The organism is Flavobacterium sp. F52, from assembly GCF_000278705.1.
Taxonomy (GTDB): Bacteria; Bacteroidota; Bacteroidia; order Flavobacteriales; family Flavobacteriaceae; genus Flavobacterium; species Flavobacterium anhuiense.
The window spans coordinates 223437-239728 of sequence record NZ_AKZQ01000037.1 but is presented as its reverse complement, the minus strand read 5'-3'; the positions used below and the strand labels follow the sequence as shown (position 1 = coordinate 239728).

Annotated in this window: 15 protein-coding genes; 10 read left to right on the top strand and 5 right to left on the bottom strand. The window is 32.9% G+C overall.

What is annotated here, in order from left to right; all coding sequences use genetic code 11:
* The first annotated feature begins 3 nt into the window (after positions 1-3).
* The 8 genes from FF52_RS19625 to FF52_RS19590 all read left to right on the top strand — a co-directional run bounded on the left by FF52_RS19625 (position 4) and on the right by FF52_RS19590 (position 6365).
* Positions 4-282: an excalibur calcium-binding domain-containing protein gene (locus tag FF52_RS19625; RefSeq protein WP_008468314.1), complete on the top strand. Its 279-nt coding sequence runs from the start codon at positions 4-6 to the stop codon at positions 280-282.
* 13 nt (positions 283-295) lie between these two features.
* On the top strand, positions 296-691 hold the full coding sequence (locus tag FF52_RS19620) for a TerB family tellurite resistance protein (protein ID WP_008468313.1): 396 nt from the start codon (positions 296-298) through the stop codon (positions 689-691).
* A 3-nt stretch (positions 692-694) separates the two neighbouring features.
* Positions 695-1966, top strand: coding sequence for an ABC transporter permease (locus FF52_RS19615; protein WP_008468312.1), 1272 nt, complete (start codon positions 695-697; stop codon positions 1964-1966).
* 1 nt (position 1967) lies between these two features.
* Entirely contained in the window at positions 1968-2867 is a 900-nt protein-coding gene (locus tag FF52_RS19610) for a hypothetical protein (protein ID WP_008468311.1), read from the top strand.
* 166 nt (positions 2868-3033) lie between these two features.
* Positions 3034-4101, top strand: a complete 1068-nt coding sequence (locus FF52_RS19605) for a type I restriction endonuclease (protein WP_008468310.1) — start codon at positions 3034-3036, stop codon at positions 4099-4101.
* A gap of 65 nt (positions 4102-4166) precedes the next feature.
* Positions 4167-4379 carry a hypothetical protein gene (locus FF52_RS23910; RefSeq protein ID WP_008468309.1) on the top strand — a complete coding sequence of 71 codons (213 nt, stop codon included), beginning with the start codon at positions 4167-4169 and terminating at the stop codon, positions 4377-4379.
* 213 nt (positions 4380-4592) lie between these two features.
* The gene (locus FF52_RS19595; RefSeq protein WP_008468308.1) at positions 4593-4802 is read left to right on the top strand and encodes a hypothetical protein; all 210 of its coding nucleotides are present in this window, start codon (positions 4593-4595) and stop codon (positions 4800-4802) included.
* Positions 4803-5012: 210 nt separating this feature from the next.
* Positions 5013-6365, top strand: coding sequence for a GH1 family beta-glucosidase (locus tag FF52_RS19590; protein WP_008468307.1), 1353 nt, complete (start codon positions 5013-5015; stop codon positions 6363-6365).
* 136 nt (positions 6366-6501) lie between these two features.
* On the opposite strand, the gene FF52_RS19585 is transcribed toward FF52_RS19590, so the two are convergent.
* Both FF52_RS19585 and FF52_RS19580 read right to left on the bottom strand, forming a co-directional pair.
* Positions 6502-6864, bottom strand: a complete 363-nt coding sequence (locus FF52_RS19585; RefSeq protein WP_008468305.1) for a hypothetical protein — start codon at positions 6862-6864, stop codon at positions 6502-6504.
* A gap of 376 nt (positions 6865-7240) precedes the next feature.
* On the bottom strand, positions 7241-7870 hold the full coding sequence (locus FF52_RS19580; RefSeq protein ID WP_237718566.1) for a hypothetical protein: 630 nt from the start codon (positions 7868-7870) through the stop codon (positions 7241-7243).
* A 555-nt stretch (positions 7871-8425) separates the two neighbouring features.
* Between FF52_RS19580 and FF52_RS19575 the strand changes: the two genes are divergently transcribed.
* Both FF52_RS19575 and FF52_RS19570 read left to right on the top strand, forming a co-directional pair.
* Positions 8426-8608: a hypothetical protein gene (locus tag FF52_RS19575; protein WP_008468301.1), complete on the top strand. Its 183-nt coding sequence runs from the start codon at positions 8426-8428 to the stop codon at positions 8606-8608.
* Positions 8609-8664: 56 nt separating this feature from the next.
* Positions 8665-10428 (top strand): tetratricopeptide repeat-containing sensor histidine kinase, encoded by a 1764-nt coding sequence (locus tag FF52_RS19570; RefSeq protein WP_008468300.1) that lies wholly within the window; start codon positions 8665-8667, stop codon positions 10426-10428.
* Positions 10429-10500: 72 nt separating this feature from the next.
* On the opposite strand, the gene FF52_RS19565 is transcribed toward FF52_RS19570, so the two are convergent.
* The 3 genes from FF52_RS19565 to FF52_RS19555 all read right to left on the bottom strand — a co-directional run bounded on the left by FF52_RS19565 (position 10501) and on the right by FF52_RS19555 (position 16268).
* Positions 10501-11541, bottom strand: coding sequence for a S66 family peptidase (locus tag FF52_RS19565; protein ID WP_008468299.1), 1041 nt, complete (start codon positions 11539-11541; stop codon positions 10501-10503).
* A gap of 115 nt (positions 11542-11656) precedes the next feature.
* Positions 11657-13108: a TolC family protein gene (locus FF52_RS19560; protein WP_008468298.1), complete on the bottom strand. Its 1452-nt coding sequence runs from the start codon at positions 13106-13108 to the stop codon at positions 11657-11659.
* A complete protein-coding gene (locus tag FF52_RS19555; protein ID WP_008468297.1) occupies positions 13101-16268 on the bottom strand; it encodes an efflux RND transporter permease subunit in 3168 nt (1055 codons plus the stop codon). Before FF52_RS19555 ends, FF52_RS19560 begins: the two co-directional genes overlap by 8 nt.
* Between the last annotated feature and the right edge of the window lie 24 nt (positions 16269-16292).

Genomic DNA, 16292 nt, shown 5'->3' with positions numbered 1-16292 from the left:
ATCATGAACCATAAAAAAATTACTCAAGTTATACTTTCATTACTCGCAATTTTCGCTTTTGCAGTTTCATGTTCAGAATCTGGTGATTCAATTGAATCAACTGTAACTAATACAGGCTCGTCTTCGAGTCCGTCCTCAAATTCAAATTCAAATTGTCCAACAAAAACTTGTGGTGATTTCAAAAGTCAAGCCGATGCTCAAAAAACTTTTGAAAGCAACAAAAAATGCTATAAAAATTTGGATGGAGATGGAAATGGAAAAGCTTGTGAACATTTAAAATAACTAAATAAAAACCATGATAACACTAGAACTAAAAAGCCATTTTTTAAGATTATATCAAATGGCATTATCTGATGATCAATTTGATGTATTAGAACTTCAAATGCTGTATCATTTTGCAGACGAAAGAGGGATTCCAAAAGAAGAACTCGACAAACTTTTTCTGAATCCAATTAATACTGATTTTATTGTTCCGGAAGCTTTACATACCAAAATCGAATACCTGTATGATCTTACCCGTATTATTTGGGCGGATGGAAAAATTACTGACGATGAATTAAATATGCTGAGAAAGTATTGCAGAAAATTTGATTTTGTTGAAGAAAACATCAATGATTTATCTGATTATCTGATTGATTGTGTTCAGAAAAACATTCGTAAAGAAGAAATTATTAGTCAACTAAACGCTTAAGTTATGAAACCACTTGCACAATTATTTAGTTTAAAAAAATCTGAAGATTCTCCTTTTAGAATTTTGGAAGAAAATGAAGAAGATAGAGAACAAATCAGAATTACGTATTACCAAAGCGGTTTTGCCGCATCGGTTAAAGCAACTGGAAAACCAATTGTTTTAAAAGCATGTCTTCAAAATTTATATATGAGTTTTGAAGATCAGTGCCGAAAACAAAAAATGGAACAAGACAAACTCAAACAGCCGTATCGCGAAGAACAGGAAAAAAACAGAACTGAGCTTAAAAAATCTGAAGCCGCAATTGGCATTTATGAGAAAAAAGAACAGGATATAAATGATAATATGGATCAGATAAAAAACGAAATTATTGAAGTAAAACGAAATCCTGACAAATACGGAATCGAAGAAGGAAAAGGTTTAAAAGCACAATTTTATATTGGTTTGATTCTTTTATTGCCAATTACACTTTATGTTTTGGTGTTTTATATTTCGGCTTCTTATTCTGCTTTTTTCAAAGAATTTTCAAATGACAGTTTAACTGCAGCCATTTTTGATGCCGATGCATTTACAAATGCTTTCAAGGCAAGTTGGCTCGAAGGCGTTTTGGTTACCACTATTCCGTTTGTTTTTATGGGATTGGGTTATGTTATTCATATGGTGCAAAAAGGAAAAGGAATCAAAAATATTTTCAGACTTGCTGCACTTTTTACTATTACATTTCTATTTGATGGTCTTTTGGCGTACATCATTGAGAAAAAAATATACGAGTTTAATAAAACAACAGAATCTTCCCCTTACAATTTAAATATCGCTTTGGGTGAGCCAGAATTCTGGATGATCATATTTGCCGGTTTCGTAGTATATATCATCTGGGGATTGGTATTTGATTTTGTAATGAAAGAATTTGAAAACATTGATAAAATCAGAGCTTTTATAAGAGGCCGAAAAGAAAATTTATTAAATCTAGAAAAACTGAAATCTGATTATGTTAATAAAATCAATGATTTCAAACAGCAAATTGTTATTGTCAATGGAAAAATATCAGAATTACAAGCCAAAATTGATGGATTTGTTTTTCCTGTAAAAGAGTATTTGCATTATCATCACCAATATAAAGAAGGATGGTTTCAGGCAATTGGAACTGAATTGGCTTTACCATACAAAGAGAAAGAAGAACTTTTGCAAAATTGTGAACTTTATTCAGAAGAACATTTAAGTAAACTAAACTTAATAGATCCTGATTTCCAACATTTAGTATATTCTAAAATCAATTAAGATGAAAAATACTTTACTTAAAATCTCAATGTCTTTGTTGTTGATTTTCTTCTTTTCATGTAAAGAAGAAACCAAAACAGAAAGCAAAGAAACCTCAACTAAAAGTTCTGTTTCAGAAAATTATAACATTAGTATTTTGGTGGATTTATCAGACCGAATTAGCCTCAAAAAAAATCCAAATCCAACAATGGAAATTTATCAAAGGGACTTAGGATATATCAAATCGGTTTCTGAAGCTTTTACAGATCATCTGAAATCAAAAAGAATGAGACAGATTGATGACAAAATGCAATTGTTTTTTAATCCCGAACCTGAAAATCCTGAAATTAATTCTATTTCTAAAGAATTGAGAATTACGGTAAATAAAGATAATGCGTCCAAGAAATTCCTTAATTCCATTAATGATACTTATTCTTCAAAAACATCAAAAATATATGAATCAGCGATTAAAGATGATAAATATATCGGTTCAGATATTTGGAACTTTTTCGACAGCAAAGTTCAGGATCAATGCATTGACAAAGATTTTAGAAATATCTTAATTATCCTCACAGACGGATATATGTTTTATGAAGGAACGCAAATTAAAGATGGAAATTTATCGAGTTATTTAACACCTCAGCTAATTAAACAAAATGGCTTGAATACAAATAACTGGCAGAAAAGATTCAATGATGAAAATTTTGGTTTTATTAAAGTCGATACCGATTTGTCTAATCTTGAAGTTTTGGTTTTAGGAATAAATCCAAGCAAAAATAATCCGTTTGAAGAAAAAGTTATAAAGGCGTATTGGACAAAATGGCTTTCTGAAATGAAAATAAAACATTTCGAAATTAAAAATGCTGACTTGCCTTCAAACATGGATAAAATTATAAAAGATTTTATTTCCGAAAAAGAATAAAAAATCAAATTTATGCTTTTTAAAGAGGAACTTTATTGTCCTCTTTTTTCCGTTTAAATCCATTCCAAAAAACTTCCTTCAAAATTTTCATTCGATTACGGATTTCCATAATACGCTGATCTTTATTGGTTTTACATTTGAAATATTAATTTAAAACTACAACCCAATGGAAATGAATATTCAACTAAAATCATTAGCAGATAAAATAAATCAGCTAAAAAGTAAAATCGAAACCGAAGAATCTACAAAACATGCTTTTGTACTGCCTTTTATACATGTTTTAGGATACGATGCCTTTAATCCGCTAGAAGTAGTTCCTGAATTTACAGCTGATCTTGGCTTAAAAAAAGGAGAAAAAGTAGATTATGCTATTTTTCAGAATGGAGAACCAATTATTATTGTAGAATGCAAAAGCTGGAAAGAAAAACTTACTGTTCATAATTCACAATTATTCCGCTATTTCCATGTCACTAAAACGCGATTTGCACTTTTAACAAACGGAATTCATTATCAGTTTTTCACCGATTTGGACGATCAAAACAAAATGGACGAAAAGCCTTTTTTAGAATTTGATATCTGTAATCTAAAAGAAAATACGATAAACGAAATTGCCAAATTTCATAAAGCCAATTTTGATGTCAATAATATTGTAAGTAATGCAAGTTCATTAAAGTACATTAAGGAAATAAAAAAGCAGATAAGTACAGAATTAGAAAATCCATCAAATGAATTTACAAAACTTTTTGCCAACAAAGTTTACACAGGCAGACTTACAGAAAAAGTTGTGGAAGAATTCAAAGATTTAGTTCAAAAATCAGTAAATCAATTTATTAATGATAAAATTAATGATCGTCTAAATGCGGCTTTAAGTAAAGAAACAATCAAACAACAAGACGAAGAAATTGTCTCAGTTGAAGATGATAGCAAAGTGGTTACAACCGAAGAAGAACTTGACGGTTATCGTATAGTAGTTGCCATTTTACGACGAAAACTCCCAGTAGCCAGAATCGTATATCGCGATACACAATCGTACTTTGGAATACTGCTGGATGATAATAATCGAAAACCTCTTTGCAGGCTACACCTAAATGGCGGTAAAAAATATTTAAGTCTCTTCAACAATAATAAAACCGAAGCTAAAATTGCAATTTCATCAATTGATGATATTTACCAATACGAAAAAGAATTGTTAGAGACTGTAGCGCTTTACGAAACAGAATTAAATCCGGTATAAGTACTCATTTTAAAGAATTTAATTCTAAGTAGATTTATTGCAGCTAACCAAATACCACATCGCCTATGCAAAAAAACTACCTCATCTTACTTTTATTATCTACGTTTTATTCGTGCAAGAAAGCTGCTTCTCCGCCTCCATTGCCACAAGTAAATTCTTTTTACAAACCAGTCATTACACCAGATGACCGAAAAACAATTACACCAGAAGAAGCCAGAACGTATCATGTAAATAAAACGCATCAATACGAATACAGAACAGGAAACCCTGGAAATTAAGAGTACAATTATGATGTAAAAGGAATAAACAGCAGAGGCGATTCGGTTTGTGGGAATATTAACGTTCAGGGAAAATACGGCGCAGGAATTTTAACCAGCGATTCAGTTGCTGAAGTTGAAATAAATACGGAATGGATCTCATACGGAAAATTAAAAGCTACTGATAAACAAGGAAATGAATACCATTTGATTGTTAAATAAAAAATATATAGAATGAAATATACTCTACTTTTACTTTTTGTTTTTGCAACTTCTTTTCGACCTCCAGAAACAAAAGTGTTTATTTGCGGTTCTACTGGCGCAAAAAAATATCATTATAACGAAAATTGCCGTGGTTTAAGATCTTGTAGTCATGAAATAGTTAAAACATCGCTTAAACAAGCTCAAGGTTTAGGTTTGACACTATGTGGATGGGAAGATTAAACACCTTCCCATTTTCATTTTTAATTATTTGATAATAATCACTTTACAATAATTTCACATTAGTTTTTTTAATTTGATATAAAACTAATCGTTATGAAATTCTTTAATCTAAAATTCCTAGTATCATTCAAAGAATGGCTTTTTTTAAGAGCAATGCAATCTTCTTTCCTGCATTAATAAACCATTATAAATAAAGGAAAGCACTATTGAATGAATAAAATTGAAAGCTCATTTTTGAACAGAAACCAATTTGGTGAAGATTTCTTGTGGGGTGTTTCTACCGCCGCTTTCCAAATTGAAGGGGCACATGATGCCGACGGAAAAGGTTCTTCTATCTGGGATGTTTTTACTTCTCAAAAAGGAAAAATCAAAAACGGACATCATGCCTTAACAGCTTGTGATTTTTACAACTGCTATGAAGACGATATTAGTTTAATCAAAGAACTAAACATTCCGAATTTTAGATTTTCTATCAGCTGGCCAAGAATTATGCCGACAGGCATTCATCCTATAAATCAAGCCGGCATCGATTATTACAACAAAATTATAGATTCTCTGCTATCATCTGGAATAGAACCTTGGATAACACTCTATCATTGGGACTTACCTCACGAACTTGAAGTAAAAGGAGGCTGGACAAACCGCGAATCGGTTTCTTGGTTTAAAGAATATGTCGAAGTCTGCGTACAATATTTTGGCGATCGCGTCAAAAACTGGATGGTGATAAACGAACCTTCCGTCTTTACCGGAGCAGGCTATTTTTTAGGCATTCATGCACCTGGAAAAAAAGGAATCACCAATTATCTTAAAGCGATGCATCATGTTACTCTGGCCACTTCAGCTGGAGCTAAAATAATTCGTGAACGAATTCCAAATGCTAATATCGGAACTACATTTTCATGCACGCATATTGAACCTGCAACTGAAAGCTCAAAAGATGTTGAAGCCGCAAAACGTGTAGATACTTTATTAAACAGAACTTTTATAGAGCCAATTTTAGGATTGGGATATCCGCAGAAAGATCTTCCGGTTCTTAAAAAATTGAATAATTATATACTTGAAGACGATTTAAACAATCTCAATTTCGATTTTGATTTCATCGGATTACAGTGTTACACCCGAGAAGTTGTAAAATCTTCTATCTTAACTCCCTACATTGGCGCTGAACTGATAAGTGCTGAAAAAAGAAATGTGATTTCTACAGAAATGGGCTGGGAAGTTTATCCACCTGCTATGTATCATATCCTTAAAAAATTTAATGAGTATAACGGAATCAAAAAAATAATTATTACCGAAAACGGAGCCGCTTTTCCAGACACCGTTCAAAACGGAAAAGTGCATGATATAAAGCGAACTCATTTTATTCAGGATAATTTAGAACAAATTCTAAAAGCTAAAAATGAGGGTATAAACGTTGACGGCTATTTTGTTTGGACTTTAACCGACAATTTTGAGTGGGCTGAAGGTTACAATGCCCGATTCGGACTAATCCATGTAGATTTTGAAACCCAAAAACGAACTATAAAAAACTCTGGATTATGGTTTAAGGATTTCTTATCCTGATTTTACCGTGAAGTACGCTAAGTTTTTTAAATAACTTTCAGTCAAAACAAAGTTCGCAAAGCTATGTATAAATTGCTTTGCGAACTTTGCATTTATCTTTTTGCCTTTGCGATTAAAAAGCTAGACCCAAATAGCATTAAGACTTATATTTATAATTCTGTTTTAATATTCCAACATGGATTTTTCCATTAGTTTTTAAGTTAGTTATAATCCTAATAAATTTCTCTTCGGGATATTTTACATCAAAACTAAAGGTTGTATCTTTTGTTTTAACCTGAAGCAAGTGTTTCCCTTCACCAGATACCGACAATCCTACTGTTTCATAAGTAGGGAGTTCTTCTGTTGCTTTCAAATTAATCTCTTTCACTTTTTCTTTATCAAGAAATACTTCAAGCTTTAAGTTATCCAATTTCATATTTGTTGGCTGTTCAAACGAGACAACGTATTTTTTGCAGCTTACAGCGCATAAAACAATAAATAGTATGAGGAGCTTTTTCATAAAGGAATTTTAAACTGATTGTTATTAAAAAATCAAAACCGTTTTTTTAGAGTTTTATAAATATAAATAATTTTATTTCAATCTGCTGAAAAAACAAATTCTATAATTTTCTGGGGATATAGAATTACTCAAAAAAGTCCGAAAAAAAATATCCAAAAAAAAGCAAAAAAAGAGTAAAAAAATCTGTTATTTCATTGAATTTCATTAGGTTTATCCATATTTTTTTCTTATATTTATTGTGTAAAAAACAGTAAATATATGCCTAAAAACAAACTTTCTAAACGCCAAAATTACACTTCAAAAAATTTTCTTTTTTATCTCTTCAAGCATTTTATTTTTCAAAATGCATTTAAATTTCATTCTGAAATTATATTTCTCAATTTTTTTTCTGCACAAAATATAAGCATGCAGAAGATACCAGAGCAACTGCTCCAACTGCAATCGTAATTATTTTGCGCGGATATATTTTCTGAGCCACTTTTATAGAAAATAGATCTTTAAAATTCAGCATAAGATTTCTCTTTTTGGGAACTTCTTTAGACTCTTCATTTTCATTTTTCAACAAAACAGTTTTTTCTATGCCACTACCATCAATTTCAGCAGTTACATTCTCAACGACATTCTTAATTTGTTTGGCTTCTTCAATTCTACATTTTTCGTTGAATTTTTTAAAAGGGCGTGGCTGAAAATCGACTATTACTGCTGCAAGATTTATGGCATCAATATTTGATGGATCTGTTTCGCCCTTAAAGAAAGTTTCAATAGGCCTAAACTTATCTTTTTGATTTTTAAACTTATTCTTTTGAGTATAGTCAAAATCTACGCACAGTAAATTCCTAAAAACTTTTAAATCATCTTGAGTCGGATTATCTTCAAAGATAAGCCAGCATAAATCGCGTAGTTTTCCGCGTGAAGGATGGTGTAGGAAGTCAAAATACTCTCCCTCTTTTTCGATCTCGTATTTAATTTTAATCGCCTTTTTATATTCTTCTAATGTATTATTCATTTTGCCTTTTTTAGAAAATTCTTTTGACTCTTTGTTTTCACTCTTAACCAAAACTTTTTATATGCCTTTATTTTCGATCTCTACAATTAAATCTTTACCAGCAATTCAATTTTTGTTCCAAATCTATATTATTTATATAATTTTTTTTAGCTATTCGCAACCAACTTTTGACCGACAAATTGCATCTATTACAATAGATATTTGTATTAAAATTAAATAATTCAAACTAGACTTTTAAGCTTTTTTCTGGGAATTTCTGGGAATCTCAGGAAAACGCAGGAATTCCGGGAATCCCTTGCCAGATAAGGCCTGGAAGCTCCTTTACTTTGCATCAAGAAATTAGTTCAGGTTTTGTCTGCAGACTAAAACAATAATGAAAACCAGTTCTAATTAAGAGTGTAAAAAACTGTAAGACCGAGTTTATTCGGGAAGTATAAATAACGTCTTACTGTTCTATACACTTCACTTCCCAAAACCAATGTTGGTATTGTCCCAAAAGCCTCTGGATCATTCCGGACCGCAATACCTATGTCTAATTTCTTAAAAATAAACAAAATGAAAAAACTAATACTATTTATCGCTTTTGCGTTATTGTTCACGATATTTTCTTGTACTCCTGATGAGTATGAGACTACACCAAAAAAGAAAATCGAAAAAGTTGGAACACCGTCAGCTGATTACAATGATGGTCCAGGTGATAGCGGAACTAAGCCTCCTCCTCCTCCTCCAAATCCATAATAAAAAAAAAATTGTAGTATCTAATTAATTACTATTTTCGGGGAAAGTAAATTTACATGTTACGATCCCCGTTTTTTTATTTTATAATAACCCTTTTTCTTTTTTCATGCGAAAAGAAAGAGTTTGTTGCTCCAAAGACAGAATCTATTCGAAAAAAGGCTCTTGCTTTTAGAAACAAAGCAATTGAAAACACTGAAAAACAAAACTTTAACACCGCTTACTACCAATTTAACAAATCTAAAACACTTTACGAAACCTTAAAAGATAGTGCGAATATCTCATATATTCTTATTGCAATTGCAGAAATTCATCAGATTAATGGTGATTATTATGGAAGCAAAGAAATTCTAACTGAAGCATTGCAAGCAATACCATCAATTAAAAAAAAAGGAGTTTACCCTGCGAGTATAAATAATTATTTGGGCATTGCAGATAAAGAGCTTTCACTTTATGATGATGCTATTTTTTACTACAAACTATCAGCAAATGAGCATACAGATTTAATCTCAAAACAAAGCGTTCTACAAAATATTGCTGCTGTTTATATTCAGCAAAAAAAATACAATAAGGCAATTGTCATTTTAGATTCTATTTCAAAATCAATTGTAAGCAAAAAACTAGAAGATAAAACACAAAATAAAAGCAAATCTATACGATTGGATAATTTAGGCTATGCTTATTTTAAAAATGGAATGGATAAAAAAGGATTTCAATTAATGAATGAAGGTCTACAAATTAGAATTGATAATAAGGACACCTATGGAAGCATTGAAAGTTATCTCCACCTCGCTGATTATTATTCTAAAAAAGACAAAAAAGAATCAGATGAAAATGCTCTTTTGGCTTATAAAGCCGCTACAAAGCTTAACAGCATTGACGAGAGATTAGAAGCACTACAAATTTTAATTTCAAATGATAATACTGCTAATACCCCAAACTATACACAAAAATACTTTACGCTAAATGACAGCATAATTAAAATTAGAAATAATTTTAAAAATAAATCTGCCAAAATTAAATACGATGCTACAAAGGAAAAAGATGAAAATGCCAAACTTCGTTTAGAAAAAGCCGAGAACCAATTATCGCTTCAAAGAGCCAAATACCTAAAAATCGTATCGGCAATTGTTTTTTCTTTTTTAGTTATTCTAATACTCATTTTAATACGTTATTACAAGAATAAAAATAAGGCCATCGAATTTAAAACCTCATACAATACAGAAACCCGAATTGCTAAAAAAATCCATGATGAGTTAGCTAATGATGTTTTTCAAGTTATCGCTTTTGCCGAATCTCAACCGTTATATGCAGAAAATACCAAAGAGAATCTTTTGCAAAAACTAGACGATATTTACAGCCGTGTTAGAGGTATATCTAGAGAAAACAATAGTATCGATACCGGTGCAAATTTTACCCGCAGTATAAAAGAAATGCTTTCTGCCTATAATACGCGAGAAAGAAATATCATGGTTACCAATTTAGAAGACATAAATTGGGAAGGCATTGACGATATAAAAAAGATCACCATCAGCCGAATTTTACAGGAACTAATGGTAAATATGAAAAAACATAGTAAAGCAAGTCTTGTAGTTATACGATTTGAAAGTGACCAAAAATCAATTTTTGTAAATTATATGGACAATGGTATTGGCTGCGAAAAAAGTATGATTCTTAAAAATGGTCTACAAAACATGGCAAACCGTATTCTCGCTGTTAACGGTACATTTGATATTGAGACAGAACCAGACAAAGGATTTAAAGTAAAAATATCAATGCCAGAACAAACGCAGATTAAAGTAAAAGAAAAGTTCGCATATTAAAATTAAAAGCCTTTCTGAATTAAATCTACAAAGCCTTTATAATTTAAAAATATACTTTTCCCATTTTTTTTCCTATTCTACAACTCCGCTTTCTAATATACTGAATGTTTTGTTTTCAGAATCTATTTCAGCTAATACACCAAACGGAAGGGTAAATGTTGGGCAAGTATGTCCAAAATCCATTTCTGTTACAATGGCTAGTTCAGTTAAATTTTCTTCATTTATAATTTTCAAAATTTCGTCATTGTATTCTTTAATATATTTGGAATCGTATGGACGGCCGAAAATAATTCCTTTTAAACGATGCAAAATTCCTTGTGCTGCATAATTTCTAAGCCAATATCTTAACGTGCTTGGTTCAGCCATATTTTCAGAAGTTTCCAAAAACAAAATACAGTCATTCCATTCCTCTACAGATGGCCAAAATTCTGTTCCTTTCAAAAATTCCAAAACGTCCAAACAGCCTCCAATTAATTTTCCCTGAACTTTCCCATTTCCCTGCAAAAAAATCCATCCATCAGATGCCGTAAGTTTTCTTTTTGTATTTGACAGTGATGCATCAAACCAATCCAGATATTCTGATGTCCAGCCTTCCTTATTCGGCATAATTTCTCCAACTGGTTTTGTAGCAAACAATGTTCTTTTAATATCCTGAATCTGATAATCATGCATTCCGCAATTCTCAGCAAATCCAACCAAAAGTGAAGTGCCGTAAAAAGAAGTCAATCCTGCCTTTAAGCAAGCAAAATGTGTTATTGTTGCATCGGAAAAACCTAAGAATATTTTTGGATTTTTTGCCATAATCTCCAAATTTAAAAAAGGCAGAATTCGAACGCTCTCTTCTCCACCAATATTACTAATAATAGCTTTAACAGATGGGTCTAGAAATGCTTGCATTAAATCTTCTGCACGAGCTTTTGGATTATTGTAAATCCAATCAGCAGATTTCAATGCATTTTTAGTTTCCACAACTTCCAATCCGAATACTTCCTGAAGCTGTTTCTTTCCATATTCATATCGGTGAGGCAATTCTCCTGCGCCTCCCCAAGAAAGCGATATTGTGGCAACTTTATCTCCCTTTTTTAGTACTTTTGGCTTAATAAGATTTTTCATAAAATAACTTTTGAAATACAAATATACAGAAGTAAAATTTTTTGTTCTGAAACCGAAAAAGCCTTTCAGAATTTTACTTCCGAAAGGCTTTTCCTCTACAAATTAATTGGCAAAATTATTTCCATCCGCCGCCCAAGTCTCTGTAAACATGAACTGCAGCATTTAATTGTTCTTTTTTCGTATCTATTAATTCTAATTTCGCTTCCAAAGCATCTCTCTGTGTCATCAAGACTTCGAAATAATCTACTCTAGCCGATTTAAACAAATCGTTAGAAACATCAATTGAAGTATTCAGAGCGTCTACTTGTTTCGATTTAAGATCGTAACCTTTTTGCAGATTCTCAATCTTAGACATTTGGTTTGAAACTTCTAAATACGCATTTAAAACTGTACGATCATAGTTGTACAATGCCTGAAGCTGTCTTGCATTAGCACTAGCAAACTCTGCTTTGATAGCGTTTCTGTTAATCAGCGGCGCCACAAGATCTCCTGCTAAAGAATATAAAAGCGATTCAGGCATAGTAAACAAATAAGAAGGTTTGAAAGCATTAACTCCTATCGCTGCTGTAATATCCAAAGAAGGATAAAACTCTGCACGAGCAACTTTTACATCTAATTTTGCTGCAACCAATTCTAATTCTGCTTGCTTAATATCTGGACGGTTCTGTAATAGTTGAGAAGGAATTCCAGAACTTACAGCAGCTGGCAATAAGCTTAAGAAGTTAGTGCTTGTCGTTCTTTTTATTTCCTGAGGATATCTTCCTAGCAAAAAGTTGATTTTGTTTTCGTTTTCTTTGATCTGCTGTAAAATATCAAACTCCAGACTTTGTGAAGTTAAAACCTCAGCTTCAAATTTCTTAACTCCTAATTCTGTTGCTCTTGCCGCTTGCTTTTGAACTTTTACAATTTCTAAAGCATTAGTTTGCAATTTGATAGTCTGTTTTACAATATCCAATTGATTGTCTAAGGCCAATAATTCATAATAAGAATCAGCAACTTCTGCGATGAGGTTGGTAATTACAAAATTTTTACCTTCCACTGTAGCTAAGTATCTGTTTAAAGCTGCTTTTTTAGAATTACGCAATTTTTTCCAGATATCTACTTCCCAATTTGCATAAGCTGCAATGGTAAAATCTCCCAGCGGGTCTGGCGTTTCTACTCCTGGTTTGATCTCTGTTGTAGCATCACCTGCACCTTGACTAGTATATCTACCCACTTTTTCTACTCCTGCTCCCGCACGCAAACCTGCTGTCGGCAATAAAAGTCCTTTTTTAACACGGATATCATTCTTTGCAATTTCGATTTCCTGTAAAGTGATATTCAGTTCCTGATTATTTTTGAGCGCAACATCTATTAAATCTATAAGATTTTGATCTTTAAAATAATCTCTCCAGTTTAATGCTGCCGTGTTGTTGTTTGCATCCTGCGTTTGAGCTGTTGCACCAAACGATTCAGGAACTGGCGTACTTGTAGTAACTGCTGCCTCAGGCGCAGGGGTTTTACACCCTGCAACTGCTAGACATACAGCTAATGCAATACTATATTGATATGATTTAACTTTATACATGATTGTTATCAATTTCTTCTGTTAATGGATTTTCTTCTTCATGTTTTACCAATTTGTATTTTTCTGCAATTTTGGCAAAAATGAAGTATAAGCCTGGAATTACAAATACACCGCAAATGGTTCCGATAAGCATACCTCCAGCAGCTGCTGTACCAATTGTTCGGTTACCAATTTTACCTGGACCAGTTGCAAAAGCAAGCGGTAATAAACCTGCAATAAAGGCAAATGAAGTCATCAAAATTGGACGGAATCTAGCTTTTGCTCCTTCCATTGCTGATTGTAAAACTGATAATCCTGCAGCGTGTCTTTGAATCGCAAACTCTACAATCAGTACGGCATTCTTACCTAATAATCCAATAAGCATTACCATGGCAACCTGAGCGTAAATATTGTTTTCTAATCCTGTTAATTTCAATAAAAGGAAAGCTCCAAAAATACCCGCTGGCAATGAAAGAATTACTGACAATGGCAGAATGAAACTTTCATATTGTGCTGCCAATACCAAATAAACGAATCCTAAACAGATTAAGAATACCCAAATAGCTTGATTACCTTGCGCTACCTCATCGGCAGAAATACCTGCCCAGTCAATGTCATATCCTCTTGGTAATTTTTCGGCAGCTACTCTCTGAATTACTTTAATCGCTGTACCAGAACTATATCCTGGAGCTGGCGAACCACTGATTTGCGTTGAGGTGTACATATTGTGACGCGTAATTTCTGAAAGTCCGTACACTTTTTCTAATTTCATAAAAGCAGAATAAGGCACCATTTCATCACGATCGTTTTTCACATACAATTTCAAAATGTCATCTGGCTGTGCACGATATTCCGGTGAAGCCTGAACAATAACTTTATAGTTGATACCGAATTTAATAAAACTGATCTCATAGTTACTTCCCACAAGGGTTGATAAGGTATTCATCGCATTTTCAATAGAAACCCCTTTTTGCTGTGCTAAGTCGTTATCGACTTTCATCATGTATTGAGGGAAACTAGAGCTATAAAAACTAAATACGTTTGATAATTCCGGCTGTTTGTTTAATTCAGCAACGAAATCATTATTAACCTGTTCCATTCTCTTATAATCTACAGAACCGGTTTTATCTAACAAACGGAGTTCAAACCCTCCAGCAGCACCATATCCTGGTACAGCCGGCGGTTGGAAAAATTCGATATTTGCCCCCGTAATATCTTTACATTTTTCTTCCATTTCGTGCATAATCTCCAAAACAGATTCTTTTCTGTCGCTCCAGTCCTTCAAGTTAACCAGACATGTTCCAGAGTTGGCTCCTGTACCTTCAGAAAGAATCTCATATCCTGCTAATGAAGAAACCGATTTTACTCCATCGATATCTTCTGCAATTTTCTGAACTCTCTCTGCAATATTATTTGTTCTTTCTAAAGATGAACCTGGAGGAGTCTGAATTACGGCATAAAACATTCCCTGATCCTCATTTGGAATAAATCCTGAAGGAACTGAACTGCTTATTAAAAATGTTCCAATACAGAAACCTACAAGCGCCAAAATGGTAACCACTCTTCTATCAACAATTTTACCTAATAGATTTTGGTATTTTCCTTGCGCTAGATTGAATTTTTCGTTGAAAGCATCAATAAATCTATTGGCTGGCGTTGGTTTTTTAGGTTTTCCATGATTGTTTTTTAACATCATTGCACAAAGCGCAGGTGTAAGTGTCAAAGCCACAATACCAGAAAGAATAATCGCAGTTGCCATAGTTACAGAGAACTGTCTATAGAATACTCCAACAGGACCAGACATAAACGCAACTGGAATAAATACCGCAGCCATTAAGAAGGTAATTGCAATAATTGCCCCTGCGATTTCATGCATGGCTTGTTTTGTCGCTTTAAATGGCGAGAGATGTTCCTCTTCCATCTTGGCGTGAACAGCTTCGATAACTACAATCGCGTCATCGACGACGACTCCAATTGCCAATACCAAAGCGAATAATGTAATTAAGTTCAATGAAATATCAAAGAAAGTCATGAACACAAAAGTTCCAACCAACGATACTGGTACTGCAATTGCAGGAATAACTGTAGAACGCCAGTCTCCCAAGAAAAGGAAAACGACTAAACCTACTAGAATGAATGCTTCAACAAGCGTATGGATTACTTTTTCAATAGAAGCATCAAGGAATTTAGAAACGTCATATGAAATTTCATAATCCATTCCTTTTGGAAATCTCTGTTTGATTTTTTCCAGTTTCGCTTTAACTTCTTCAATAACTTGATTCGCGTTACTTCCAAAAGACTGTTTCAATACAATCGCAGCAGATGGTCTTCCATTCAAATTAGAATAGATGTCATACATTGAGCTTCCAAATTCGACTTTGGCAATATCTTTCAGACGTAAAAGTTCTCCATTTGGATTTGCTTTTACTACGATATTCTCATATTGCTCTTTTGTTGTAAAACGCCCAGAATATTTCAATACATATTCAAATGCTTGAGAACGTTTACCAGAACTCTCTCCAGTTTTACCTGGAGAAGCCTCTAAACTCTGACTTGATAATGCTTCCATTACTTCATCAGCAGAAATTTTATAGGCCAACATACGATCTGGTTTTAGCCAGATACGCATTGCATATTCACGTGTTCCTAAGATATCTCCAGAACCAATACCATTTACCCTTTTCAGCTCAGAAAGTACGTTAATATCAGCATAGTTATATAAGAACTTCATGTCAGTATTTTTGTCTGTACTGTAAAGGTTCACGTACATCAACATACTTGGCACCTCACGGGTAATCTTGATTCCCTCACGAATTACCAAAGGAGGAAGTTTATTGGTAACAGAAGCCACACGGTTCTGCACGTTAATGGCTGCTTGGTTAGGATCTGTTCCTAAGTTAAAAACCACTTTGATTGTAGCTTCTCCATCGTTTCCTGCATCAGAAGCCATATATTTCATTCCTGGAACCCCGTTTAAGGCTCTTTCCAAAGGAATAACAACTGCCTTAACCATCAATTCACCGTTAGATCCAGGATAATCTGCAGTAACGTTCACCATTGGAGGCGAAATTGTAGGGAATTGTGTGATTGGTAAATTTAAAACCGACAACACCCCTAAAAAGACAATAATCAACGATATTACTATCGATAGAACAGGTCTTTGTATAAATTTATTAAACATTTTTATATTTTTTAAATGATTAAA